18 protein-coding genes and 1 pseudogene are annotated in these 23,606 nt (G+C 73.9%); 10 read left to right on the forward strand and 9 right to left on the reverse strand.

Going from position 1 to position 23,606, the window contains the following annotated elements; all coding sequences use genetic code 11:
* Positions 1 to 64: 64 nt before the first annotated feature.
* Positions 65 to 2,134, reverse strand: coding sequence for a SpoIIE family protein phosphatase (locus IF88_RS0108510; protein WP_030708898.1), 2,070 nt, complete (start codon positions 2,132 to 2,134; stop codon positions 65 to 67).
* A gap of 419 nt (positions 2,135 to 2,553) precedes the next feature.
* On the opposite strand from IF88_RS0108510, the gene IF88_RS0108515 reads away from it, so the two are divergent.
* The gene (locus IF88_RS0108515; RefSeq protein ID WP_051836605.1) at positions 2,554 to 3,495 is read left to right on the forward strand and encodes a S41 family peptidase; all 942 of its coding nucleotides are present in this window, start codon (positions 2,554 to 2,556) and stop codon (positions 3,493 to 3,495) included.
* 12 nt (positions 3,496 to 3,507) lie between these two features.
* On the opposite strand, the gene IF88_RS0108520 is transcribed toward IF88_RS0108515, so the two are convergent.
* On the reverse strand, positions 3,508 to 4,116 hold the full coding sequence (locus IF88_RS0108520) for a response regulator transcription factor (RefSeq protein WP_234323464.1): 609 nt from the start codon (positions 4,114 to 4,116) through the stop codon (positions 3,508 to 3,510).
* 137 nt (positions 4,117 to 4,253) lie between these two features.
* Positions 4,254 to 5,441 carry a sensor histidine kinase gene (locus tag IF88_RS0108525; protein WP_030708903.1) on the reverse strand — a complete coding sequence of 396 codons (1,188 nt, stop codon included), beginning with the start codon at positions 5,439 to 5,441 and terminating at the stop codon, positions 4,254 to 4,256.
* A 126-nt stretch (positions 5,442 to 5,567) separates the two neighbouring features.
* On the opposite strand from IF88_RS0108525, the gene IF88_RS0108530 reads away from it, so the two are divergent.
* Positions 5,568 to 5,807, forward strand: coding sequence for a hypothetical protein (locus IF88_RS0108530; protein ID WP_030708905.1), 240 nt, complete (start codon positions 5,568 to 5,570; stop codon positions 5,805 to 5,807).
* Between the two features lie 363 nt (positions 5,808 to 6,170).
* Here IF88_RS0108530 and IF88_RS41995 read toward each other — a convergent pair.
* Positions 6,171 to 7,433 (reverse strand): annotated as a pseudogene (locus tag IF88_RS41995) (DUF6777 domain-containing protein); the annotation flags it as partial.
* 93 nt (positions 7,434 to 7,526) lie between these two features.
* On the opposite strand from IF88_RS41995, the gene IF88_RS0108540 reads away from it, so the two are divergent.
* Positions 7,527 to 8,816 carry a streptophobe family protein gene (locus IF88_RS0108540; protein ID WP_030708908.1) on the forward strand — a complete coding sequence of 430 codons (1,290 nt, stop codon included), beginning with the start codon at positions 7,527 to 7,529 and terminating at the stop codon, positions 8,814 to 8,816.
* A gap of 106 nt (positions 8,817 to 8,922) precedes the next feature.
* On the opposite strand, the gene IF88_RS0108545 is transcribed toward IF88_RS0108540, so the two are convergent.
* Complete coding sequence (locus IF88_RS0108545) at positions 8,923 to 9,657, reverse strand: hypothetical protein (protein WP_030708909.1); 735 nt, start codon at positions 9,655 to 9,657, stop codon at positions 8,923 to 8,925.
* 6 nt (positions 9,658 to 9,663) lie between these two features.
* Positions 9,664 to 12,066, reverse strand: a complete 2,403-nt coding sequence (locus IF88_RS0108550) for an FHA domain-containing protein (RefSeq protein ID WP_030708910.1) — start codon at positions 12,064 to 12,066, stop codon at positions 9,664 to 9,666.
* Positions 12,067 to 12,245: 179 nt separating this feature from the next.
* Here IF88_RS0108550 and IF88_RS0108555 point away from each other — a divergent pair, with 179 nt between their 5' ends.
* The 5 genes from IF88_RS0108555 (at position 12,246) to IF88_RS0108575 (ending at position 17,559) form a co-directional block, all read left to right on the forward strand.
* Positions 12,246 to 13,265: a cation diffusion facilitator family transporter gene (locus tag IF88_RS0108555; RefSeq protein WP_030708911.1), complete on the forward strand. Its 1,020-nt coding sequence runs from the start codon at positions 12,246 to 12,248 to the stop codon at positions 13,263 to 13,265.
* Positions 13,266 to 13,410: 145 nt separating this feature from the next.
* The gene (locus IF88_RS0108560; RefSeq protein WP_030708912.1) at positions 13,411 to 13,908 is read left to right on the forward strand and encodes an NUDIX domain-containing protein; all 498 of its coding nucleotides are present in this window, start codon (positions 13,411 to 13,413) and stop codon (positions 13,906 to 13,908) included.
* Between the two features lie 48 nt (positions 13,909 to 13,956).
* On the forward strand, positions 13,957 to 15,210 hold the full coding sequence (locus tag IF88_RS0108565) for a Tm-1-like ATP-binding domain-containing protein (protein WP_030708913.1): 1,254 nt from the start codon (positions 13,957 to 13,959) through the stop codon (positions 15,208 to 15,210).
* 139 nt (positions 15,211 to 15,349) lie between these two features.
* A complete protein-coding gene (locus IF88_RS0108570; RefSeq protein ID WP_030708914.1) occupies positions 15,350 to 16,960 on the forward strand; it encodes a serine/threonine-protein kinase in 1,611 nt (536 codons plus the stop codon).
* Entirely contained in the window at positions 16,957 to 17,559 is a 603-nt protein-coding gene (locus IF88_RS0108575) for a hypothetical protein (RefSeq protein WP_030708915.1), read from the forward strand. The genes IF88_RS0108570 and IF88_RS0108575 overlap by 4 nt, the downstream gene beginning before the upstream one ends.
* Before the next feature lie 370 nt (positions 17,560 to 17,929).
* On the opposite strand, the gene IF88_RS0108580 is transcribed toward IF88_RS0108575, so the two are convergent.
* Positions 17,930 to 19,219 (reverse strand): ATP-binding protein, encoded by a 1,290-nt coding sequence (locus IF88_RS0108580; protein ID WP_030708916.1) that lies wholly within the window; start codon positions 19,217 to 19,219, stop codon positions 17,930 to 17,932.
* A 160-nt stretch (positions 19,220 to 19,379) separates the two neighbouring features.
* On the opposite strand from IF88_RS0108580, the gene IF88_RS0108585 reads away from it, so the two are divergent.
* Together IF88_RS0108585 and IF88_RS0108590 are read left to right on the forward strand one after the other, a co-directional pair.
* Positions 19,380 to 20,834, forward strand: a complete 1,455-nt coding sequence (locus tag IF88_RS0108585; protein ID WP_030708917.1) for a hypothetical protein — start codon at positions 19,380 to 19,382, stop codon at positions 20,832 to 20,834.
* Between the two features lie 147 nt (positions 20,835 to 20,981).
* On the forward strand, positions 20,982 to 21,758 hold the full coding sequence (locus IF88_RS0108590) for a trypsin-like serine peptidase (RefSeq protein ID WP_234323460.1): 777 nt from the start codon (positions 20,982 to 20,984) through the stop codon (positions 21,756 to 21,758).
* An 11-nt stretch (positions 21,759 to 21,769) separates the two neighbouring features.
* On the opposite strand, the gene IF88_RS0108595 is transcribed toward IF88_RS0108590, so the two are convergent.
* Positions 21,770 to 22,987, reverse strand: coding sequence for an acyltransferase family protein (locus IF88_RS0108595; RefSeq protein WP_078892772.1), 1,218 nt, complete (start codon positions 22,985 to 22,987; stop codon positions 21,770 to 21,772).
* A 127-nt stretch (positions 22,988 to 23,114) separates the two neighbouring features.
* Complete coding sequence (locus IF88_RS0108600; protein WP_030708920.1) at positions 23,115 to 23,600, reverse strand: NUDIX hydrolase; 486 nt, start codon at positions 23,598 to 23,600, stop codon at positions 23,115 to 23,117.
* Positions 23,601 to 23,606: the final 6 nt, after the last annotated feature.

Raw genomic sequence — 23,606 nt, forward strand, 5'->3', positions numbered from 1 at the left:
CCCCTCCGCCCCGCACCCGGACGCGGGCACCGGACCCGAGGGCCCGTCGCGGCGGAGCCGCTGCTCAGCCGGCCCGCTCCGACCCGTCCACGGCGAACTCGCACCACACGCGCTTCCCGCCGCCCCGGGGCTCCACGCCCCACTCGTCCGCGAGCCGGTCCACCAGCATCAGGCCGCGCCCCGACACCGCCCAGTCCCCCGCCTCCCGCCGCCTCGGCAGGGCGCTGCTGGAGTCCTCGACCTCGATGCGGATCCGGCCCTGGGCCGTGAGCCGCATGCTGACGTCGCCACCGCCGTCCGTGTGGACCAGGGCGTTGGTCATCAGCTCGTCCGCCGCCAGTTCGATCTCGTCGGCCCGGTCCCGCGCCCCCCACGCGGCCACCGCCGCCCGGATCAGGTGCCGGGCCAGCGCCGGCGCCTCCGTGTCCCCGGGTTCCAGGCGCTGGCGCAGCGGACCGCCGCCGCGCGCGCCGGGCGTGCCGCGGCGGCGCAGGACGAGCAGGGCCATGTCGTCGCCCCCGCCGGAGTCCCCGACCAGGTCGCACAGCACGTCGGCGAGTTCCTCCACGTCGACAGGGCCGCTGTGGACCGCGGCCATGAACTCCCGCATGCCGGTGTCGTGGTCCGCGCCCGGGCGTTCGATCAGGCCGTCCGTGCACAGGACGAGGGTGTCCCCGGGGTGGAGCTCCAGACTGGTGACGGGGTAGCCGGTGCCGGAACCGGACTGTTCGCGGGGCGGCAGGCCGAGCGGCAGCCCGCCCGCCACCTGGATCCGGTGGCAGCTGCCGTCGCCGCGCCGTACCACGGGGTCGAGGTGGCCGGCACGGACCATCCGGAGCATCCCGGTGGTGAGGTCCACCTCGGCGTACGTGCACGTGGCGAACCGTTCCGTCTCCAGTTCGAGCAGGAAGGCCGCGGCCCGCGCCATCGCCGCCGCCGGGGTGTGCCCCTCGACGACGTACGCGCGCATCACGATCCGCAGCTGTCCCATGACGGCGGCCGCGTCCGTGTCGTGCCCCTCGACGTCGCCGATCATCACCCCGACCCGCCCGTCGCCGAGCGGGATCACGTCGTACCAGTCGCCGCCGATGTCCCGCCCCATCCGGGCGGACCGGTAGCGTACGGCGATCCGCGCACCCGGCACCTCCGGGATCCTGCGGGGCAGCATGGCCCGCTGGAGCCCTTCGGCCAGGTCGTGCTCCTGCTCGAAGAGGATGGCGCGCTGGAGGCCCTGCGCGACGCCACTGCCGAGCGCCATCAGCAGGTTCCGCTCCTCGGCGGTGAATTCCCCTTCCCGCGTGTACAGCAGCCCGAGCGCCCCGATGGGCCGCCCCTGGGCGATCAGCGGCAGGTAGACCCCGCTGCGGACGGCCAGCGGCTCGATGTACGGCCACAGCTCCGGGTAGCGGCGCTGGAACTCCTCGCGCGAGACGAGGAACACCGGCTGCATGGTGCGCACGGCCTCGCTCATCGGGAACCGCGCGTCGATCCGCGTGTACTCGATCTCCGGTACGTACGAGCCGAGCTGCCCCTCCGCGACCAGGTGGATGCGGCCGCCGTCGACGATGCCCAGCATCACGCTGACCGCGCCGAGGTGCCCGAGGGCCTGGGGGTCCTTGAGGACGTCGGTCACGTCGTTGACGGTGCGGGCGTGGGCGAGGATCGCGGTGGTCCGCTCGACGACGCCCGTCATCCGGGCCCGTCCCTCGGCCTGCTCCCCGGCCGCCCCGGGCTCGCCCGGGTCATGGGCGGCGTCGCGCAGGATTCCGATGACGCGGTACGGGCGCCCGTCCGGGTGCCGCAGGATGTGGCCCTGGATGTGGGTCCAGGCCGGCGACCCGTCCCGGCGGCGCGTGCGGACGTAGGCCCCGTAGTGGCTTCGGCCCTCCTTGATCGCCTGCGCGACGCGGGTGTCGAGGCGGGCCTCCTCGGCGGGGGCCAGCCGCACCCGGAGCCCCTCGGGGGTGCCGTTGTACTCGTCCGGGCGCAGGTCGAGAACCTCGAGGGCGGTGGGATCCAGGTGCATCCGCCCGCTGTCGAGGTCCCAGTCGAACGTGCCCATGCGGTTGAGCGCAAGGCTCGTATCGGGCCGCGCGGGCCAGTCGACCTCGGGGTTCTTTCCCCAGCGGGCCATGCAGCCAGGGTCTCACTCTCCCCCGCCGGTGTCCCCGTGGGACGCGACCACCTCACGGACCCGCCCGGGTCGACCGTTCCCCCGTCGGCGACCGGCAGCGGACGCGGACGCGACACCGTTGCGGCCCGAAACGCACTTCTGGGTCGCCCAGTGCTTCACGAGACCGGTGACGTCGGCGTTGATCCCACCGTCCGGAGCCGAAGCGCAGCCGGGGTTGCCGCGGGTTTCGGTCGAGGTCGCGTACTTCGCGGTCCTCCGCGGCTGGTTGGTCCAGCCCGAGGCCGTGGTGGGGCCGTCGGCGCCACGGGCCAGGGGCCGCGGCGACGCGCCCCGGACCGTCGCCGACCTGCCGCAGCGCCGCCGCGGGCGCCGGAAAACCCTGTGGTCCGCGGCCTGTTGGCCGTCTAGCATGGCCCGCTATGCCCACGAACGAACAGATCATCGAACAGGCCCTGGACCGGATCGGTGCAGGCTACGTCTTCCCCGAGAAGACCGTCGTCATCGACGCCGCGATCCGCGGCCGTCTCGCGGCCGGCGCGTACGAAGGCCTGGACGGGCCGGCCCTCTGCGAGACCGTGACGGCGGACCTCCAAGAGGTGTGCCCGGACAAGCACCTGCGCCTGCTCTGGACCGAGGAGCCGCAGTCCCTGGAACCGGTGGACGCCGACGGAGGCCAGGCCGCGTTCCTCAGGCTGCTGAGGGAGCACAACCAGGGCGTCCGCCTCGTCGAGCACCTCGAAGGCAACATCGGGCTCATCGAGATCGGGCGCATCGCCACCGCCGTCGAGGGCGCGAGCGTGATCGGCGCGGCCATGCAGCTGGTCGCGGGCACCTCCGCACTCGTGCTGGACCTGCGCGGCTGCCGCGGCGGGGCGCCGGAAGGGGCCGCGATGTGGTGCAGCTACTTCTTCGGCGACGACCAGGTGCACCTGAACGACATCTACGACCGGAGCACCGACACGACCCGCCAGTACTGGACGGCCGGGCACCTGCCCGCGCCGCGTTACACCGACCGCCCCGTGTACGTGCTCACGAGCGAGACCACCTTCTCCGGCGGCGAGGACGTGGCGTACACCCTGCAGGCCCACGGCAGGGCCGTCGTCGTCGGTGCGACGACCCGCGGCGGCGCCCATCCCACGGCCCGCCACGCGGTCGCCGAGCACGTGCTCGTGACCGTTCCGACGGCCCGGACCGTCAACACGGTCACCGGCACCAACTGGGAGGGCGTGGGCGTGGTTCCCGACGTTCAGGTCCCGGCGGACCAGGCGCTCGACACCGCGCTCAAGGCCGCGCTGCGGCAGCCGGAGGCGGAGGTAGGGGCAGCGGGAGTGGCGGAGTCGGGCGGCGAGACGGCCCGCTGACGCCGGCCCGCCTCACCCGGGCGGCGCCTGCGTGCTCGCGTCATGGACCAACAGGGCGATCTGGACACGGTTGTTGAGGTCGAGCCGGGTCAGGATCCGTGACACGTGCGTCTTCACCGTGGGCAGCGCCAGGTGGAGTTCCCGCGCGATCTCCGCGTTGGACAGGCCCCGCCCGACCGCCAGGGCCACCGCGCGCTCGCGTTCGGCCAGCAACGCCAGCCGGGCGCGGGCGGCGGCCACCCGGTCGTCCTGCACCGAGCCGCCCGCCACCTGGTCGATCAGGCGGCGCGTGACGGCCGGGGAGAGCACCGGGTCCCCCGCGGCCACCGTCCGGATGGCCGTCACGATCTCCTTCGGTGGCGTGTCCTTGAGCAGGAACCCGGCCGCGCCGGCGCGCAGCGCCCGCAGTACGTGGGCGTCGGTGTGGAAGGTGGTCAGGACGAGGACCTCCGGAGCTCCCGGCCGCGCGCGCAGGGCCTCGGTCGCGGCCAGCCCGTCGACACCGGGCATCCGGATGTCCATCAGCACCAGGTCGGGTCCGTGGGCGGCGACCAGCCCGGGCACCTCCGCCCCGTCGGCGGCCTCGGCGACCAACTCGATGTCCGGGGCCCCGCCCAGCATCAGTCGCAGCCCGGCCCGGACGATCGCGTCGTCGTCGACCAGCAGTACGCGGATCACCCGCGGCCCCTCCCTCGTCCCCGTCGGCCTTCGCACCTTCGGCCTTCGCGCCCTCGGCCTTCGCGCCCTCGCGCCTTCGGTCAGCCCTGCCAGGGTAGCCAGGCGTCCACCCGGAACCCGCCCTCGGCGGGGACGGCCGTCAGCTCCCCGCCCGCCATCCGGGCGCGTTCCGCCAGGCCGATCAGCCCCTGCCCGCCGCCCGCACCCGCTCCCGCTCCCCCGGCGGCCGGCACCGCGCCCGGAGCCCGATCCGGCCCGGGCGGCCGGGCGTTGCGCACTTCCACCGTGAGCCCGTCCCCCGGGCCCCCGGCCACCCGTACGTCGACGTCCGCGCCCGGCGCGTGCTTGCGTACGTTGGTCAGCGCCTCCTGGACGATGCGGTACGCCGTACGCCCGACCAGGGGCGGCGGCTCGGCCCCCGCGGGCGGCCCGGCCAGCTCGATCCGGCCGCCCGCGACCCGCGCCTGCGCCACCAGCCGGGCCAGGTCCGCCAGTTCCGGCTGCGGCCGCTCGCCCTCGGCCGGCCCCGAACCGGACCCCGCCCGCAGTACGCCGATCACCTCGCGCAGATCGTGCAGGGCCAGGTGGGCGCTCTCCCGCATCACCCCGGCGGCCCGTTCGATCTCGGCCCGCGGGGCGCCCGGGTTGAACTCCAACGCACCCGCGTGCACGCTCAGCAGCGACAGCCGGTGGCCGAGCACGTCGTGCATCTCGCGGGCGATCTCCTCCCGGGCCTCCATGCGCGCCCGCTCCGCGCGTGACTCCGCGTCCGCCTCGGCCAGTTCGGCACGCTCCCGCAGGGAGGCGATCAGCTGCTGCCGGGACCGCCGGAACAGCCCCCAGCCGATGGCCCCGGCGATCAGCGCGAAGTACGTCACGGCCGCGCCCGCCCGCTCCTCGGGCATGTCCGTCACCTGCCACAGGAAGACGGGCAGCGGGGCGAAGGCCAGCGCCGCCACCCACGCCGTGACCTTCCACGGCCGGGTCGCGGCCACCGTGAACACCGCCACCATCGTCGGGCCGGTCAGGTAGTGCGCCTGGCTGCCGGCCAGCAGCAGGACCACGGCGAGCCGGACCGGCCAGCGCCGCCGCAGCAGGACCGCCGCGCACGCCAGCCCGCCGACCGCCTGGTCGGCGGCCCGCCACCCCGGACCGAGGTCCTCCGCGACCGGGATCGACTGCGAGCTGATCGCCGCGAAGCAGGCGGCGAAGAGGAAGAGCCCCAGATCGACGGCCCAGTCGCGGCGGGTTCGGTGGATGCGGCGCATAGCTCCGGAATCTACGCGGGCGGGCCCGTGACGGGACCCGCCCGCCCCGGATCGGATACTTAAGTACGAGCGCTGAGCGCCCTTGGACCGATCCTGGGGCCGGTGCCCGGCTCCTACCGTCGGAACATGACCTCTTCCCACCGGAAATCCCCGCTGACGGGCGTCACCGGGCTGCTCTCCTTCGTGCTCGTCGTCGGCGGCGCGAGCGGTCTCCTGCACGAGTGGCTCGGCTGGATCCGCTTCATGGGCTTCGTCCGTTTCCTCGTCCCCGACGGCTACGAGGTCTACGGCTACGTCGTCATGGTCGTCCTCGGCCTCGCGGTGGGCGCGGCGGGCGACGCGCTGACGCGGCGCGGCCGCGCCTGACCCGGCACCCGGGGATGTACGTGGTGCGCCCGCGTCGTGGGAGTGCGCCGGTTCCCCCGTTCGGGGGAACCGGCGCACTCGGGGGTGCTGCTGGAGGCTGCTGTCGGGCTACTCGGACTGGTCGCCCGTGACCTCCGGCTCCGGCTCTACGGGCTCCGGCTCTACGGGCGCCGGCTCAATCGGGGTTTCGGGCCGCGCCGGGGCCGCTGACTCGGGCTGCTTCGTGGGCGTGTCCGGGATGGTCTCGGGCGTCCTCTCAGGGGTCGTCTCCGGGATGGTCTCGGGCGTCGTCTCGGCCGACGCCCGCGTGTGCGTCTCGGTCGGCGTCACCGGCGTGGGAGTCTCCTTCTCCTTCGGTGTCGTCGGCGTCTCCGTCTTGGGCGTCTGGGTCTCCGTGGGCGTCGTCTTGGGCGTCTCGGTCTCCGTGGGCGTCGTCTTGGGCGTCCCGGTCTCCGTGGGCGTCGTCGTCGGCGTCCCGGTCTCCGTGGGCGTCGTCGTGTGGGTGTCACTCGGCGTCGGCGTCGTGTGGGTGTCCGTAGGCGTCGGCTTCGTGTGCGTGCCCGTGGGCGTCGGGGACGTGTGCGTCCCTGTCGGCGTCGGAGGGGTGTGCGTCCCCGTCGGCTTCGTCGGGATGAGCGTCGGCGTGTGGATCGGCGGCGGGGGCACCGGGCGGTCGGGCCTGCCGTGGTGGCTGCCCTTGTCACGCTCGTACCAGCGCCGGTTGTGCTGGTCGTAAATCACGATCTTGTGGACCACGGTCGGTGCCGGCGCGATGACCACCACCTTCTGCGGCTGGTACGTGGGCCACGTCTGCCCGAAGCGCTTCGGTTCGGCCTTGAGCGCCACCGGCGGACCGAGCGGGTTCCCGCAGGCGCAGCGCACCCTCGGTACCCCTCGGTCGTCCACCAGCACGGCCGTCCCGGCCTGCAGCACGGCCTGGTAGGCGTTGAGCTTGCCGTTCTGGTAGCCGTGGTTCGTGACCCGGGTGTCCATCCGCAGCTGCACCGAGGTGAGCGAGCGGAGGAACGCGGGGACGGACTGCGGCTGGATGCCCTGGGCCGAGGCGAACGCGGCGTTCTTGGACGGATCCGCGGACAGCGACCTGATCAGCTTCTCCACGTCGCAGCTGGCGGTGTCCTTCGTGCCCCCGTACACGCCCGGTGCGGAACCGCTGATGCTCCTGGTGCCCGTCGTGGTGCCCGCGGGGGAGCTCGCGCGGGCGCTGGGGCTACCGGGGGGCCTGGCGCCCGTGGGGGACACCGTCGGGCTCTCCGGCGGCGTGTCCTGGGTGGTCGCGACCGACTCGGTGAACGGGTCGGGACCCGAGGCGGCGGCCGGCTGGAGGAAGACCTCCCCGCCGGCGTTGTCGGTGCCGCTGGGCCGGGTCAGGACGACGGCCAGGGCGACGACCGCCACCACCGCGACGAGCATCGTGGCCAGTCGGGGGACGGATCGCCACCACGGCCCCTTGTCAGGGCCGCCGGGCCCGCCGGGCGGGCCCGACGCGGGCGGTGCGGACGGGGGCGGGGGCGGCGGCGGCCCTTGCTGCCCGCCCGAGAGCGGGCCTGAAGGCGGCCCGCTGGGGCGCTCTGACGAGGGCGGCCGGCCGGAGGGTTGCGTTGTCACGGGCTCTTCTTCCCAGGAGGAGGGAGTTCCCTGCGGACCATTGTGTGCGCCATCCGGGTGGTGCCCGCAAGCCGAGGGTGCCACGGTTGCAGGGTGAGCCGAATACCGAGATCACCCTCGTCCGGGGTCTCCGCGCGAGCATGGCGCGACGCCCTCGTCGCCGTTGTGGCGGGGTTCGCCGTGATGACCGCGGTCGCCGCCGCCGGGCTGGCGTGCGCGGGTGCGGGCGATCTGCCGGGCGGCGCGTTCCCCCGTGTGGTCGCCGCGGTCGTCGTGATGGCGGCCGGCGGCTCGCTGGAGGTGTCGGGCGACGCCGGTCTCCTGGCGGGGGCGGACGTGAGCCTGTCGGTGATCCCGCTGTCGGTGAGCCTGGCCGGCGCCCTCACGGCCGGCTCCTGCTTCCTGCACCCCCTGCACAACCGGGCGGTGGCCCGGCCCCGTGAACTCATCGGCCGGGCCCTGCCGTTGGTGGTGCTGTGGCTCCTCGCCCTGACCGGGGCCGCGCTGCTGGCCCGGCAGACCTTCGGCCTCTCCACCGCCGACTCCCCCGCCGGGGTGATCGGTGAACTCATCGAATCCGCCGCGACGGTGGGGTTCCGGGCCGACCTGCCCGCCACGCTCCTCTTCGGACTGCTGTGGATCCTGGGCCTGTTGCTGATCGCCCTGCTGGTCTCGCGCCGCGCGCCGCTCCCGGCCCGGCTGGTCCGCTTCCACGCGGCGCTGCGCCCGGCCGCCTTCGCCACGATGCTGCTGCTCCTCGCCTACGTCGTCCTCGGCATCGGGGTCGGCCTGGTGGTGGCCGCGACCCAGGGCCACGCCGGCCGGACCTTCGCCGTGATGCTGCTCGGGCTGCCGAACCTCGCCTGGCTCGCCTTCACCCTGGGCTTCGGCGGCGCCTGGCAGGGCCGGGTGGACGGCCCGTTCGGGCTGCCGATGCCGCAGCTGCTGGACCAGGTGCTGCGCGGCTCCGAGCCGTCCACGGTGGACGTGGCCTCGCTCGCGGAGCACGACTCCCGGGCGTGGTGGCTGGTGGCCGTGGCCGCCGTCCTGCTGCTCGGCAGTGGCGTGCTGGCGGCCGTACGGTCCCCCGCCCACGTCCGGCCCCGGCAGCACGCGCTCCACCTGGGCGTGGCCCTGGCCCTGGCGACCTTGACGGTGTGTCTGCTCGGGCGCGTCCAGGCGGAGTTCGGCCTCTCCCTGCTGGGCATCGGCGAGGTGGACGGGCTCGGCGGCACGGTCCTGCTGGATCCCGTCCTGTGGCGCACGGTCGGGCTCGCCCTCCTGGGGGGTGCGGTGGCGGGCTTCCTGGGCGCCCTCCTGGCCCGCCCCCTGCACCGCCGCGGCCGCGTCGCGGAACCCTCCGCGACCCCGGCCGCTCCCTGAGATCCGCCGACCTGAGATCCGCCGACCTGGGAACCGCCGACCACCGGAGACGGAATCCCTTCGTGCCGGGATCCCTCGTGCCGGGATCCCTCGTGCCGGATCGCGTTCAGTCGGCCTCGGGGTCGTGCGTGTCCACGATCCGGGTGGTGTCGTGCTCCGGGTCGGCCCCGGGGTCGTGCGTGTCCACGATCCGGGTGGCGTCGTGCTCCGGGTCGGCCTCCGGGCGGGCCCCGACCGCCCCCTCGGCCTGTGGCGGGCTGGGGGGTACGCCGGACCCGGCTCCCGCCTGCGTCGGCGTCGGCGGGGCGGGTGCGGACGGCGGCTGCGCCGGTCCGGGCGAGGCCCCCGGCGCCGCCACGACCGCGAAGGTCGTCAGGCGGCTCTCGTCTCCGTACAGCCACTTCCCCGCCGTGGGGTCGTAGACCCACACTGCCTCCCCTTCCAGGACCACCCCGGCCCGCAGCCCCCGTACGGTCCGCCGGAAGGAGTCGGCGTCCGTTCTGCCCGAGGCGAGCTCGTCCACGGCACGCCGGTAGCGCTCCAGGGCCTCGGCGGCGCGCGTGAGCTGCGGCCGCGCGTCCTCCGTGCGGGCGAGCGGCCGGTCGGCCGTCGGCGGGGGCTGCGGCACCGACACCAGGAGCCGGCCGTCCACCCAGGCGGACCAGCCGTTGGCGCACAGAACCTCGCCCCAGTCACCGCGCCGGGACAGCAGCTGTACCGGGAGGAAGCCGTCGAGCGGCACGGTGGGCCGGGACACGTCGGGGCTGTCCCAGGCGGGCAGCCCCTCCTGCGGGACGATGTGGGTGGGCCGGAAGTCCTCGGCCGGACCGGGACTGGTCATGGGCGGCTACTTCCTCATGACCGCGGGCTCGTTGCGGCGCAGCATCCGGGCCACCAGAACGGTGAACAGCACGGACAGGACGAGCAGCATCCCGATTTCGAGGAGCCACAGGCTCGTCTTGTGATCGAACAGCGGGTCCTGGGTGATCTTGAGGGGCACGGTCGCGCCGAGGTCGGTGGTGGTGGCCATCGCGCCCATGGCCCACCGGGCCGGCACGAACCAGGCCAGCTGTTCGAGGACGGGGACGCCGGAGATCTTCAGCAGGGCGCCGCAGAACGCGGACTGGACGATGGTGAGGAGGACCAGCAGCGGCATGGTGGCCTCCTCCTTGGTCACCAGGGCGGAGATCATCAGGCCGAGCAGCATCGAGGTGAACGACAGCAGGGCGACGGCGAGGGCGATCTCGACCAGTGGCGGCAGGAAGATCCCCTTGCCGCCGGGGGCGTTGGTGTCGACCCCGGCGAGGCCGACCACGGTGAGGACCACGGCCTGGGCGATGGTGAGCGCGCCGAGGACCACCACCTTTGACATCAGGTAGGCCGACCGGGACAGGCCGACGGCGCGCTCGCGCTGGTAGATGACGCGTTCCTTGACGAGTTCGCGCACCGCGTTGGCGGAGCCGGTCAGGACTCCGCCCAGGACCAGGATGAACAGCGCGTTCAGGCCCGTCTCGGCCGTGAGGGCGCTGCCGGCCAGGGCACGGGCCAGGCAGCCCATGACGAACGGCAGCCCGATCATGATGGCCAGGAAGGTGCGGTCGGCGCTGAGCACGGCGGCGTACCGGCGGATCAGGGTGGAGAGCTGGGAGCCCCAGCTCTGGGCCTTGGGCGGCGGCTGCGGCACGGCGCCGGAAGTGCGTGCCGCCTCCCCCGCGGGAGGTGACGGTGGCCTTCCGGCGGAGACGTCGACGTAGCGGCTCTGCAGCGGGGAGGCCCGGTACTGCCCGGCCCAGTCGCGGTTCTGGTCGTTCTCGAACGCCTCGTAAGCCTCGGGCCACTGCTCGTAGCCGAAGAATCCGAGGGCCTTCTCCGGGGGGCCGTAGTAGGCGGTGCGTCCGCCGGGCGCGAGGATCAGGAGGCGGTCGCACACGTCGAGGTTGAGCACGCTGTGGGTGACGACGATGACCGTGCGGCCGTCGTCCGCGAGGCCGCGCAGCATGTGCATCACCGAGCGGTCCATGCCGGGGTCGAGGCCGGAGGTGGGCTCGTCCAGGAAGAGCAGGGAGGGCTTGGTGAGCAGCTCCAGGGCGACGGACACGCGTTTGCGCTGGCCGCCGGAGAGGCTGTGGATGGTCTGGTCGGCACGCTGCTGGAGGCCGAGTTCGCCGATCACCTCCTCCACGCGGGCCTGGCGTTCGGCCTTGGCGGTGTCCTGCGGGAAGCGCAGTTCGGCGGCGTAGCCGAGGGCGCGCCGCACGGTGAGCTGCGAGTGCAGGATGTCGTCCTGGGGGACGAGGCCGATGCGGCGGCGCAGTTCGGCGTAGTCGCGGTAGAGGTCGCGTCCGTCGTAGAGGACGGTGCCCTGGTCGGCGGGGCGCAGTCCGGTGAGCGCGCCGAGCAGGGTGGACTTGCCGGCGCCGCTGGGGCCGACGACGGCCAGCAGGCACTTGGCTCCGACGGGGAAGGAGACCCGGTCGAGGAGGATCTTGCGGCCCTTGTCGACGGCGACGGTGAGGTTCTGGACGTCGAGCGAGACCTCGCCCGTGTCCACGTACTCCTCGAGCTGGTCGCCTACGAGGCAGAAGGCCGAGTGGCCGATGCCGACGATGTCGCCCTGGCGCAGGGGGGCGGCCCGGCGGTCGAGGCGGGTGCCGTTGAGGTAGGTGCCGTTGTGGCTGCCGAGGTCGGCGATCTCGTAGCCGCCGTCGGCGAGGGCGCGGAGTTCGGCGTGCCGGCGGGAGACGGTGAGGTCGTCGATGACGAGGTCGTTCCCGGGGTCGCGGCCGATGCGCACGGCGGTGCGGGCGAGCAGCGGGCGCACGGTCGTCGGCCGCTGGAACGTACGGGACAGCGACGAGACCCGGGACGGCCGGCCGGCGTACGCGGCGTCCGGCGCCGCGGAGGGCGCGGCGGCAGCCGGCGGGGGCGGCGGGGGACCGACGAGGACGGCGCGCGGGCCGTCCTCCGCGTCGCCGAACCGTAGCTGACTGCCGGCGCCGACGCTCCATTCGTGGACGCGCCGGCCGTCGGCCCAGGTGCCGTTGGTGCTGTGCTCGTCCTCCACCGTCCAGTGGTCGCCCTCCGGGCGCAGGACCGCGTGGCGCCAGGAGACCCTGACGTCCTCCAGGCAGACCTCGCAGAGCGGGTCCCTGCCGACGTGGTACGTCCGGCCCGGGCTCATCGCGACGGAGCCCGTGTCGGTCACCAGGACGAGCTCGGGTGCGGTCGGCACACCGGGGCGCTGGACCATGAGGAGATTTTCCCATGAACCCGCCCACCCGGCAGCGGTCCGGCATCGCCGCAGGTCAGAGGCCTCTTATGGGTAATGACAACGGTCCCCGTTGCAGCCTTTGCCCATCTCGCCGGGGTGCGCTTCACTTCACGCGACGGAACCGAACACACGGGTGCCGCGATGAGACGGGGGACGCCATGAGTGGGCACGACCACGCGCACGACGACCACGGGCCCGGGCACGGACACGGACACGCGGGACACAGCCACGGTGTGTCCGCCGACGCCGACCGCCGCTGGCTGGCGATGGCGCTGGGTCTGATCGGTACGTTCATGGCCCTCGAGGTGGGCATCGGCATCATGGCCAACTCCCTGGCCCTGATCTCCGACGCGGCGCACATGCTGACGGACGCCGTCTCGATCGTCCTCGCGCTGATCGCGATGCGGCTGGCGGCCCGCCCGGCCCGCGGCGGATTCACGTACGGCCTCAAGCGCGCGGAGATACTCTCCGCGCAGGCCAACGGCCTGACGCTGCTCCTGCTGGCGGTCTGGCTGGCGTACGAGGCGGTGCGCCGGCTGATGGATCCGCCGCCGGTGGAGGGCGGGCTGGTCCTGGTGACGGCGCTCGCGGGCATCGTCGTCAACGTGGCGGCGGCCTGGTGCATCTCCCGGGCGAACCGGTCCTCGCTGGCCGTCGAGGGTGCCTACCAGCACATCCTGAACGACCTCTTCGCCTTCATCGGGACGGCCGTCGCCGGTCTGATCGTGCTGACCACCGGCTTCCGGCAGGCGGACGCGATCGCGACCCTCGTGGTGGTGGTGCTGATGGTCAAGGCGGGCTACGGGCTGGTCCGCGAGTCCGGCCGGATCTTCCTGGAGGCCGCCCCGGCCCATGTGGACCCGGACGCGGTCGGCGACCGGCTCGTCGGGCACCCGCCCGTCACCGAGGTGCACGACCTGCACATCTGGACCATCACCTCCGGCCAGGCGGCGCTCTCCGCGCACGTGCTGGTGGAGCCGGCGGGCGACTGCCACGCCGTGCGACGCGACCTGGAGGGGCTGCTGGCCAAGGAGTACGGGATCACGCACACCACCCTCCAGGTGGACCACGCGCAGGATTCCCTCCTCACGGTCGGCCGCGCGGGCGAGGGCCCGTCCGGACCCCACTGCGCGGACGCGCACGGGCCGGTCCACCGGCAGGGCCCGCACGCCCACTGACCGCACGCCCACTGACCACCCGCCCGCTGACCGCACGCCCCCACCCCCGTGCTCCCACCCCCGCGCCCCCGCCCACGCGCCCCTCACCACGTGCCGCTTGGCCCCGGAGCACTGATCCACGCCCGCACGGGGCATGGATGGTCCCATGACGCACAAGCGCAGTGCCGGACTGCTCCTGTTCCGGCGGACCGGCGGACGGCCGGAAGAGGAGGGGGCCGGGGTCGAGGTCCTGCTCGGGCACATGGGCGGCCCGCTCTGGGCCGGACGGGAGGCCGGGGGCTGGGCCATCCCGAAGGGCGAGTACGGACCGGAGGAGACACCGCGGAACGCGGCCCGCCGGGAGTTCACCGAGGAGATCGGGCTGCCCCCGCCGGAGGGCGAGTACCTGCCCCTGGGCGAGGTACGGCTGACCAGCGGGAAGCTGGTGTCCATCTGGGCGGTGGAGGCGGACCTCGACCCGGAGCTGATGGTGCCCGGGACCTTCACGATGGAGTGGCCCCCGCACTCCGGGAACGTACAGGAGTTCCCGGAGCTGGACCGGGTGTCGTGGTTTGCTCCGCCACTGGCTGAAAAAATGCTGATTAAGTCTCAGGTTCCTTTCCTGGAGCGGCTGTTGGGGCTCCTGGGGGGCCTTGAGAGCTGACTCGTACCTGCGCTTGCCAACACCCCCACCTGCGGGGACATTGCACATATGACGAACGTCGTGCTGGTGGGAACCCTGGACACCAAGGGTGTGGAGTACGGCTGGCTGCGCGAGAGGCTGCTGCGCGCCGGCGTCGAAGTGGTACTGGTCGATACAGGAATCATGGGCGAACCCCGGGTGCCCGCCGACGTGCCGCGTGACGCGGTCGCCCGGGCAGCGGGAACGGAACTGTCGGAACTGCGCGCGGCCGCCGACCGGGGCTCGGCCGTGACCACGATGGCCCGCGGCGCGGAGGCGACGCTCTTGCGCCTGCACGCCGAGGGCAGGCTGCACGGGGTGCTCGCGATCGGCGGCAGCGGCGGCACCTCCATCGCCGCCCGGGCGATGCGTGCCCTGCCGCTGGGCGTACCGAAACTGATGGTCTCCTCCATGGCGTCCGGGGACGTCAGCCCGTACGTGGGCTCCTCGGACATCACGATGATGTACAGCGTGGTGGACATCGCGGGGATCAACAGCGTCTCCGGACCGGTCCTGGCGAACGCCGTCGAGGCGGTCGCCGGAATGGCGAGGGCCTACGCCCGCGCCTCCCTGGAGCGCCGCCCGCCCCGGCTGGGAGCGGGCGCCCGCCCGCTGATCGCGGCGAGCATGGCGGGCGTGACCACGGCGGGTGTGGACGCGGCGCGCGAGCGGCTGACGGACCTCGGCTACGAGGTGCTCGTCTTCCACGTCAGCGGCACCGGCGGCCGCACCCTGGAGACCATGGCCGGCCAGGGGATCTTCGCGGGCGTCCTCGACCTCACCCTCAGCGAGCTCGCCGACGACCTGTGCGGGGGCATCCTCACCGCGGGCCCGGACCGGCTCAGCGCGGCCGGGCGCGCCGGGATCCCCCAGGTGGTGAGCCTGGGGGCGCTGGACATGGTGAAGTTCGGCCCGCTGGAGAGCCTGCCCCGGCGGGTCCTGGACCGGGGCGTCCACGTCCACAACCCGTCCATCACGGTGATCCGTACGAACCAGGAGGAATGCACGGAACTCGGCCGCCGCGTCGCCGCCAAACTCCGCGCCGCGGCCGGCCCCACGGCGGTCTGCGTCCCGCTCCGCGGACTGTCCACGCTCGGATCGCCGGGCGGCCCGTACCATGACCCCGGCGCGGACCGGGCTCTGTTCACGGCGCTGCGCGAAGGCTTGCGGGGCAGCGCCGCCCGGCTCTACGACTACGACACGCACATCAACGACCCGGCCTTCGGGCGGGCGGCCGCCGACCGGTTGCACGACATGATCGGCGCGATGGCGGCCGCGGCCTGAGAGCTGCATTTGAGACACCCCGCACGGTGGGGAACCGGCCGTGCCGTAAAGCGTGTCCCAGGGGGTGGCCGCTCACCGAGCGGCCACGGGGACACGGTGCGGCACGGCACGGCGGACAGCCGGACAGGGGGCGGGAACGATGAAGGACACACGGGCGGCATGGTCGGTCCCCGGTTACACGGAGGTCCGGGAACTCGGCGCGGGCGGCAGCGGCCGCGTGGTGCTCGCCGTCCACGACGCCACGGGCACGGCGGTCGCCGTGAAGTACCTCAGCGACCGGCTGCGCGAGGACCCCGCGTTCGTCGGGGAGTTCCGGGCCGAGGCCCGCCTCCTGGGCGGGCTCGGGACCCCGTACGTGGTGCGGCTGTACGAGTACGTGGAAGCGCCCGGCGGCGCGGCCATCGTGATGGAGCTCGTCGACGGCATCTCGCTGCGCGCGCTGCTCAGGCAGTCCGGGCAGGCGGACGCCGAGGCCGCGCTGGTGGTCCTCAAGGGATCGCTGCTCGGGCTCGCGGCGGCGCACCGGGCCGGTGTCGTCCACCGGGACTACAAGCCGGAGAACGTGCTGGTCGCGGCCGACGGCACCTCGAAACTGGTGGACTTCGGGATCGCGGCGAACCGCGGCACCACGCCCGGTGTGGCCGGAACCCCCGCCTACATGGCCCCCGAACAGTGGCAGGGCCGGCCGGCCTCGCCCGCGGCCGACGTGTACGCGGCGACGGCGACCTTCTTCGAGTGCCTCACCGGCCGCAAGCCGTACGACGGGGAGAACTTCGCGGAGCTCGCCGTCCAGCACATAGAGGCGCCGGTCCCGGAGACCGAGGCCCCGGAGCCCGTACGACCGCTGATCCGGCGCGGTCTCGCCAAGCAGCCCGAGCAGCGCCCGGAGAACGCCGAGGGGTTCGTGGCGGAGCTGGAGGGCGTGGCCCTGGCCGCGTACGGCCCCGAGTGGGAGGAGCGCGGGCAGCGCAAGCTGGCGGCGCTGGCCGCGCTGCTGCCGCTGCTGTTCCCCTCGGCGGGCGCCCCGGCGGCGGGCACCACGGCGGTGGCCACCACCACCCTGGGCAGTGGCTCGGGCTGGGTGCCCGGCCGCAGCGGCTGGCTCGCGGCGGGGGTGGCGCTCGTCCTGGGCGCGGTGGTGGTGCTGACCACGGACGCGATCGGCGCGTCCCCCGGCGGGGCCTCCGCGGTGAGTGCCTTCGCCACGACGAGTGCGGCCCCGCCCGGATCGGCGTCCCCGACCCCGAACGCGACGTCCTCCCCGTCCGCTTCCGCTTCGCCGAGTCCCAGCGCGTCGGCCTCGCCGAGCCCTTCGCCGTCCACGTCCGCGTCCGCATCGCCGTCCGCGTCGCCGTCGTACTCGCCGAGCCCCACCCCGAAGCCGACGGTGAGCTGGTCGCCCACACCGACGCCGACGCCGACCCTGGTGGTCACGAAGGTCGACGTGTCGCTGAAGACCGGCGTGTACCGGGGCGATGCGACCGTCTCGGTCGCCGCCCAGGGCACCGGGCCGGTCACCGTGGTGCTGGAGTGGTTCCTGGGCGGTGCGCAGGGCTCCTACTCCGTCGCCGACGGCACGGAGTCGTTCACGGTCCAGGCCGGCTCGCCGGTCACCGTGGTCAAGTCCCACACCTTCACCCGTGACCGCGGCTGCTACGGAGGCGTCCGGGTGACCACGAAGCCGGCCGCCGGGAACAAGTCCGCATCGGCCTCCCAGTACCTTCTGCGCTGCCAGGACGTGCCCCGATGACCGATCCACGCGCCCCCGAGGGCGACGACTACAGCGCCACCGTCCTCGGGAGCCACTGGTTCTCCGGTCCCCCGGTGGCCCCGGAGGTGGCCCCCGACCGGGTCGAGGGATCCGTGCTCCGGTTCGGGCCCGGGGTGACCGCGGCCATGCCCGCGCCGTTCCCCGTGGTGGTGGCCTCCGTTGCCGCGCCCCGGCGCCGCCGCATCGTCGGCCTGCGGCGGTACGCCCTCGCCGCGGTGGTGCTGGCCGCCGTCCTCGCGTACCTGGGGTGGCAGCGGTTCGGGCCCGGCATCGAGGTCCGGGCCGTGGCCGTGAGCACCCAACCCCAGGGACCGCCCTGTGACGCGACGGCCGACGTGGTCGCCGTCGTCGGGACCAACGGGCGCCCGGGCACCCTCGCCTACCGCTGGATCCGCAGCGACGGCACGCAGTCGGAGGAGCTGATGGAGCGGGTGCCGCGCGGACAGCGCGAGGCCCGGCTGCACCTGCTGTGGACTTTCCAGGGCACGGGCGACTACCCCGCTCGGGCCGAACTGCGGCTGCTGTCCCCGGAACAGCGCACGGCCGCGGTGGACTTCACGTACCACTGCTCCCGGTAGCGGGCAGCCTGCCCCGGAAGGGTCGTGAGGACGGCGAAGCCCGTGGCCCGACGGCAGTGGAACCGGCGGTTCGGCCGCTCGGCCGCTCGGCCGAGGGGAAGGTGGCCGTCCGGCCGAGGCGCGGGCGCCGCGCGCGCGTTGGTTCACTGGAAGACGTTGACGAGGGTTCGGGGATGCCCTCAGGCACCGCTGCGTGTCACGTTCCAGCCGGCCCAGCCGGCGACACCCCAAACCGGAACGTGGCCGTCCCGCGCGGATGCCAAGTCCGCGCGGGAGGCCCGCGGCCGCTTTGGGGAGTGGCCGCGGGCCGTTCCGCGTTCCCTCCCCCGCCGCAACCGGGGGACGGAAGTCCGTGGGGGCGTGGCGGAGGTCAGAACCGGGCGTGGGCCGTGATGTCCGCCTCGAACTCGCCCGTCATCGCCGGGGTCACCGTCGGCCGGCACTGCCGGACCGCCGCCAGGTAGTCCTCCGTGGTCGCGCCCAGCTGCGCGGCGGCCGCGCCCCGCGCGCCCACGGCCTCCAGGTCCCGTTCGAAGGACACCTGCGCCGCGATCCGGGCCGCGTGCTCGACGTCGGCCGGCGTGAACAGCTCGGTCGCCGCCACCAGGGCCGCCACGTCGACGTCCGCGCGCCCCGCCGTGTAGCGGGACCAGATCGCGGCGCGCGCACCGGCGTCCGGGGTGCCGATCGGGATCAGGTAGTCGAAGCGCCCGGGCCGCAAGAAGGCCGGGTCGAGGGAGCGGATGGAGTTGGTGGCGCACACCAGCAGCCGTTCGCCGCCCTCCCGGAAGCCCGGTATGAGCTTGAGCAGCTCGTTCGTCACGCCGTGGATCCCGCCGGGCTGCGCGGGCTCGGTGCGCACCGGTGCGATCTCCTCCACCTCGTCGATGAAGACGAGTACGCGCTCCAGCTCGGCGATCCGGGCGAAGGCGTCGCGCAGTGCTGCGGCCAGGTTGCCCTCGTCGGCGAGGCGGGAGGGCAGCAGTTCCACGAAGGGCCAGCCGAGCCGGGAGGCGATGGCCCGGGCGAAGGTGGTCTTGCCGGTGCCGGGCGGGCCGAAGAGGGTGATCGCGCGCGGCGGCCGCACCCCGTGCGAGGCGGCCCGCTCGGGCTCGGCGAGCGGCAGCACCACGCGCCGCTCGATGAGGTCCTTCTCCTTCTCCATGCCGGCGACCTTGACCCACAGGTCGTTGGGGAGGAAGCGGCCGCCGAGGTCGTCGAGGAGGCCGGCGGCCGGTCCGTGCAGGGGCTCGGTCTTCTCGAAGTAGGCGACGGCGGGCTGCCGGGTGTAGCCGGCGTTGAGCAGGCCCTCGCCGAGCAGGTCCTCCTCGGGCAGGACGTAGGCGATACGGCCGACGCGCGCGGCGATGAGCCGGCGCTCCAGCTCGACGAGCAGGGCGCTGGCGAGGCCGCGGCCGCGCCAGCCGGCGGCGATCGCGATGCGCATGACCCAGGCCCGCTCCCCGGTGACGCAGGCCAGTGCCGCGCCGATCGGGACGCCCTGGTGGACGGCGACCACGCAGGGCTGGCGGTCGGTCAGCGCGCTGATGCACTCGGCGAGCGAGAAGACGGACTCCTGGCCGAGTTCGGCCGTGGTGTCGATCAGGTGGACCACCGCTGCGAGATCGCTCTCGCGGTAGTCGTGGATGAGCCATTGCACCGGGTACCGCCCCTCGTTCGTGCTCCTGCGGCGAGGCTAGGGGCGGCAGTACCGGACGATCACGCTCCGTCGTGCACAACAGGCGGTCCGGAAACCGTCCGTGTCGTCCATAGACTGGTGGCTTCCGCCCGAACGCCAGACCGAGGATCCCAGCGCCTTCATGCTTTGCCACATATCCGCGGCCCGACGCGGGCTCCTCCTCCGGCTCGTTCCGTTCCTGTGGACCCTGGCGTTCGGTCTGTGGGGGCTCTCCCGGCAGGACAGCGTGTGGCGGGACGAGGCGGCGACCTGGCAGGTGGCGGGGCGGCCGGCCGGCGAGATATGGCGCATGCTGGGGAACGTCGACGCCGTGCACGGGCTCTACTACCTGCTGATGCACGGGCTCTTCGAGGTCTTCGGCGCGAGTACGACCACCCTGCGGCTGCCGTCCGTGCTGGCGGTCGCCGCCGCCGCGGCGTGCGTGGCGCTGACCGGGAGCCGGCTGGCGGGATTCTGGGCGGGGCTCGGCGGCGGACTGGCCCTCGGGCTGCTGCCGGCCGTCCAGTTCTACCTTCAGGAGGGCCGGCCGTACGCGCTGGTCGCGGCCGGGGCCGGACTGTCGACCCTGTTGCTGGTCTCGCTCGTGGAGGGCGGGCCCGGGCGGCGGGTCTGGCCGCGCTGGACGGCGTACGGGGTCACGGTGCTGGTGTGCGCCCTGCTGAACTGGCTGTCGCTGCTGATCCTGCCGGCGCACGCGGCGACCCTGTGGTGGGTGCGGGCCGGGCGCGGGGTCCTGCTGCGCTGGGCGGCGTACGGCTTCGCCGCGGTGGCGGGGGCGCTCCCCCTGATCCTGTTCAGCCGGGGCCAGTCGGACCAGGTGTCGTGGATACCGCCCTTGACCTGGCACATGCTGATCGGCCCGGGGATCCTCCTCGCCGTCGGCGGGCTCGGCGCGTGGGCGGACCGGCCCGACCGCAAGAGCCTCTCGGCGGCGGCGGTGGGTCTGCCGCTGCTGGCGGTGCCGCAGCTCGGGCTGATCGGTCTGTCGCTGGTCCAGCCGCTGTTCCTGGACCGGTACGTGCTGTTCTCGATGGTGGGCCTGGCGCTGCTGATCGGCGCCGCGCTGGGCGCGGCCGTACGGGCGTGCGCGCCCCGGTTCCCGCGGGCGGCGGGGCTGCTCGTGCCGGGTGTGGTCGGGGTGACGGTGGTGGCTCTGCTGCCGGTGGAGCTGGGCAAGCGGACCCCGGCCAGCCGCGTCGACGACGTCCTGGCGGTGGCTGGCGAGGTGGACCGGCTGAAGCGGGACGGGGACGCGGTGCTGTTCGTGCCGGCCGCACGGCGGGACACCGCGCTGGTCTCCCCCGGCGCCTTCACGGGCCTGACCGATCTGGCGCTGGCCCGCACCCCGGTCGGCTCGGCGACGCTCAAGGGCGAGGAGGCGGAACCGGATCGGATCCGGGCTTCGCTGCTCGGGCAGCGGCGGGTGCTGCTGGTGACGGACTCGGCGAAGGTCGCGAAGGCCCCGTCGGCGGAGCGCGACAAGGCGAAGGCCGCGGTCCTGCGGGAGCACTTCGCGGTGGTGGAGGACCGGCAGGTGCGGGGCCGCCGGGTGACGGTGTACGAGCGACGCGGTTAGCCTCGCGGGGCCGCCGGTGCGCCGAGCCGTCGGTCCGCGGGCCCGCCGGCCCGCCGGTCCGGGTTTCACACCGGGTCCACCGGATTCACAGGGGATTCATACGGAACACCGGGCTCCGGACATAGGTTCGGCGGGCAGGGTGGAAACATGATCCACCGCATGCTCCCCCGGCCGGCCCGGCGCATCCGTGCGCGGCGGGCGTCACGGATCCTGCTCGCGCTGACCGCGATGGCGGCGCTGCTCGGCGTGGACCTGCCCGACGCCGCGGCCGGACCGCCGCTCGGGATCACCGCGTGGGCACTGGCGGACGCGACGGCGGACCGGGTGGGCGCGCTCTTCGCGGACGGGCTCGACGGCGGGCACTTCTGTACCGCCGCCGTGGTGCGCAGCGACGACCGCGATGTGATCGCCACGGCCGCGCACTGCCTGGAGAGCCCGTACACCACCGTCTTCGCGCCGGGCTACCGGGACGGCGAGGCCCCGTACGGCCTCTGGAAGCTCACCGGCGTGTACCTGGCCCCGGGCTGGACCGAGGGCCAGGACCCGGACGACGACATCGCCTTCGCGACGGTGGCCCCGGTGGACGGCGCGCAGGGCGGGTCCGTCGAGGACCTCGTGGGCGGCTTCCCGGTGGCCGCCGAGCAGCCGGACGACGCCGCGGTGACGGTCATCGGGTACCCGCGGACCCTGGAGGCCCCGCTGCGCTGCGCCAACACCACCGACCTGTTCTCCGACACCCAGCGGCGGATCGGCTGCCCGGACCTCAGCGGCGGCACCAGCGGCAGCCCCTGGCTGGTGGACGGCGCGCTGGCCGGGGTGCTCGGCGGCCACGAGGGCGGCGGGAGCGTGCCGGAGATCTCGTACAGCGCGGTGATGGGCGACCAGGCGGTGGAGCTGTACCGGGAGGCGGCCGACGCCGGCTAGGCCGGCCGGGCCTAGCGGACGGCCGGGATGCGTTCCGCCTCGGGCGCGGTGGGCTGTGCGGGCAGCCGTCGGAGCGGGGGCGGGGCCGGGGTGCCCGAGCGGATGTCCTGGATGCCGCGCCGCAGCCGGTCGCGCAGGAAGCGGCCCAGCGGGCGTTCGACGAACCGGTGGATGAGCCAGGCGAGCAGCACCATGAGGGTGGTGACGCCGATGGCCAGGGGTACGGGCGCCACCTCGTGGCGGAAGTGGTGGATCAAGGTCAGCCCGGCCAGCATGTGGATCAGGTAGAGCGGGTACGTGATCGCCCCGGCGTGCGGGAGCCAGCGCCACCGGATGCCGTCGAGGGCGCCGAGGGCTATCGCCGCCATCAGGGTGAAGCCGAGCAGGATGATCACGTGGGCGGGCCAGGCGGGCGTCTGCTGGGTGACGCCGGGGCCGAGGCTGGCGGTCATGCGGTCGTGCACGTGGTGCTGCGCGAGGAGGAACTGGAGGCCGACGACGGCCCACAGGACTGCGTTCGGCCGGAAGCGCCGCATCAGGTGGAAGGCGATGCCGGCGATGAAGTACGGGGAGGCGGACGACGCCGCGAAGAAGGACAGCACGCCGCTGTCGACGGCGGGGGCCACCACGCCGGCGAGGGTCCAGACCCCGCAGAAGAGGACGCAGTTGCGGTAGGTCACGCCGCGCATGACGACGACGGCGAACAGGACGTAGAACTTGAGCTCGACGAAGAGGGTCCAGTACACGTCGTCGATGTGCGGGACCCCGATGCCGGCCTGCAGCATCGACAGGTTCACCACCGCGTCGCCGCCCTTGATCCTCCGCACCTCGGGCCAGTTGAACAGCACGAGGGAGGTGAAGGCCACGGCCGTCCAGTAGGCGGGGAACAGCCTCGATATCCGGGACACCGCGAAGTCGCCCACGGTCCGGCCCCAGGTGCTCATGCAGATGACGAACCCGCTGACCAGGAAGAAGATCTCGACGCCGAGCCAGCCGTAGACGGCGAACCCGTGGGCGGCCGGGAAGACGCCCTCGGTCGGTTCGCCCCAGGCGCTGTCGAGGACCACGTAGTGGTAGAAGAGGACGGAGAGCGCGGCGAGGACCCGGACGCCGTCAAGGACGGCCAGGCGTCCACCGGCGGCTCCCTTGCGCGTGCGGCCGTCGTGTGCGGCACCGGCACGCGTGCCGTCGCTCGGTAGCGGCCCTCCGGCTGAACTGCCCGCGCCCATCCCTCGACCACCCCTTGTGAACGTACGACTGTCCGATGACCGCCGTCGGATCTGCGGAACCTTACAGCGCGTTCCCGGTCGCCCCCGGGTGAGCCGGACCACACCCGACCGGTTTGCCGGACGCGTCCTATTCCGGGATCCCCGCGGGCGCCGCGAACCAGGTGGGCTCGTCGCGCAGGGCCCGGTGGATCCGGTCCAGGGCGAAGGGCTCCAGCGGCGGCAGCGCGTCCACCTCGAACCAGGCCACTTCGAGGGACTCGTGGTCGTTGGCCCGCGCCTCGCCGCCGATCGCGCGGCAGCGGAAGGTGATGTCCTGGAACTGGCAGATGTCGCCGTTGGGGTAGGTGATCGGCTCCAGCATCTGGACGAGCACCACCCGCTCGGGGACGCAGCGCACCGCCGTCTCCTCGTACACCTCGCGCACGGCGGTCTCGGCGGGCTGCTCCCCCGGTTCGGCGATCCCGCCGACCACGGACCACCGGCCGGTGTCGGAGCGCCGGCCGAGCAGCACCCGGCCCAGGTCGTCGAGGACGATGGCCGTGACCCCGGGGAGCAGGAGCAGCTGGTGCCCGGCGGTGGCTCGGATGGCGCGGATGAAATCGGGTGTGGTCATCCCCCG

The organism is Streptomyces sp. NRRL F-2580, assembly GCF_000720115.1.
GTDB lineage: Bacteria > Actinomycetota > Actinomycetes > Streptomycetales > Streptomycetaceae > Streptomyces.

Coding starts and splice junctions, on each gene's coding strand:
- IF88_RS0108510 (WP_030708898.1), bottom strand. CDS start 2,134: ATGGCCCGCTGGGGAAAGAACCCCGAGGTCGACTGGCCCGCGCGGCCC.
- IF88_RS0108515 (WP_051836605.1), top strand. CDS start 2,554: ATGCCCACGAACGAACAGATCATCGAACAGGCCCTGGACCGGATCGGT.
- IF88_RS0108520 (WP_234323464.1), bottom strand. CDS start 4,116: ATGCTGGGCGGGGCCCCGGACATCGAGTTGGTCGCCGAGGCCGCCGAC.
- IF88_RS0108525 (WP_030708903.1), bottom strand. CDS start 5,441: ATGCGCCGCATCCACCGAACCCGCCGCGACTGGGCCGTCGATCTGGGG.
- IF88_RS0108530 (WP_030708905.1), top strand. CDS start 5,568: ATGACCTCTTCCCACCGGAAATCCCCGCTGACGGGCGTCACCGGGCTG.
- IF88_RS0108545 (WP_030708909.1), bottom strand. CDS start 9,657: ATGACCAGTCCCGGTCCGGCCGAGGACTTCCGGCCCACCCACATCGTC.
- IF88_RS0108550 (WP_030708910.1), bottom strand. CDS start 12,066: ATGGTCCAGCGCCCCGGTGTGCCGACCGCACCCGAGCTCGTCCTGGTG.
- IF88_RS0108555 (WP_030708911.1), top strand. CDS start 12,246: ATGAGTGGGCACGACCACGCGCACGACGACCACGGGCCCGGGCACGGA.
- IF88_RS0108560 (WP_030708912.1), top strand. CDS start 13,411: ATGACGCACAAGCGCAGTGCCGGACTGCTCCTGTTCCGGCGGACCGGC.
- IF88_RS0108565 (WP_030708913.1), top strand. CDS start 13,957: ATGACGAACGTCGTGCTGGTGGGAACCCTGGACACCAAGGGTGTGGAG.
- IF88_RS0108570 (WP_030708914.1), top strand. CDS start 15,350: ATGAAGGACACACGGGCGGCATGGTCGGTCCCCGGTTACACGGAGGTC.
- IF88_RS0108575 (WP_030708915.1), top strand. CDS start 16,957: ATGACCGATCCACGCGCCCCCGAGGGCGACGACTACAGCGCCACCGTC.
- IF88_RS0108585 (WP_030708917.1), top strand. CDS start 19,380: ATGCTTTGCCACATATCCGCGGCCCGACGCGGGCTCCTCCTCCGGCTC.
- IF88_RS0108590 (WP_234323460.1), top strand. CDS start 20,982: ATGATCCACCGCATGCTCCCCCGGCCGGCCCGGCGCATCCGTGCGCGG.
- IF88_RS0108595 (WP_078892772.1), bottom strand. CDS start 22,987: ATGGGCGCGGGCAGTTCAGCCGGAGGGCCGCTACCGAGCGACGGCACG.
- IF88_RS0108600 (WP_030708920.1), bottom strand. CDS start 23,600: ATGACCACACCCGATTTCATCCGCGCCATCCGAGCCACCGCCGGGCAC.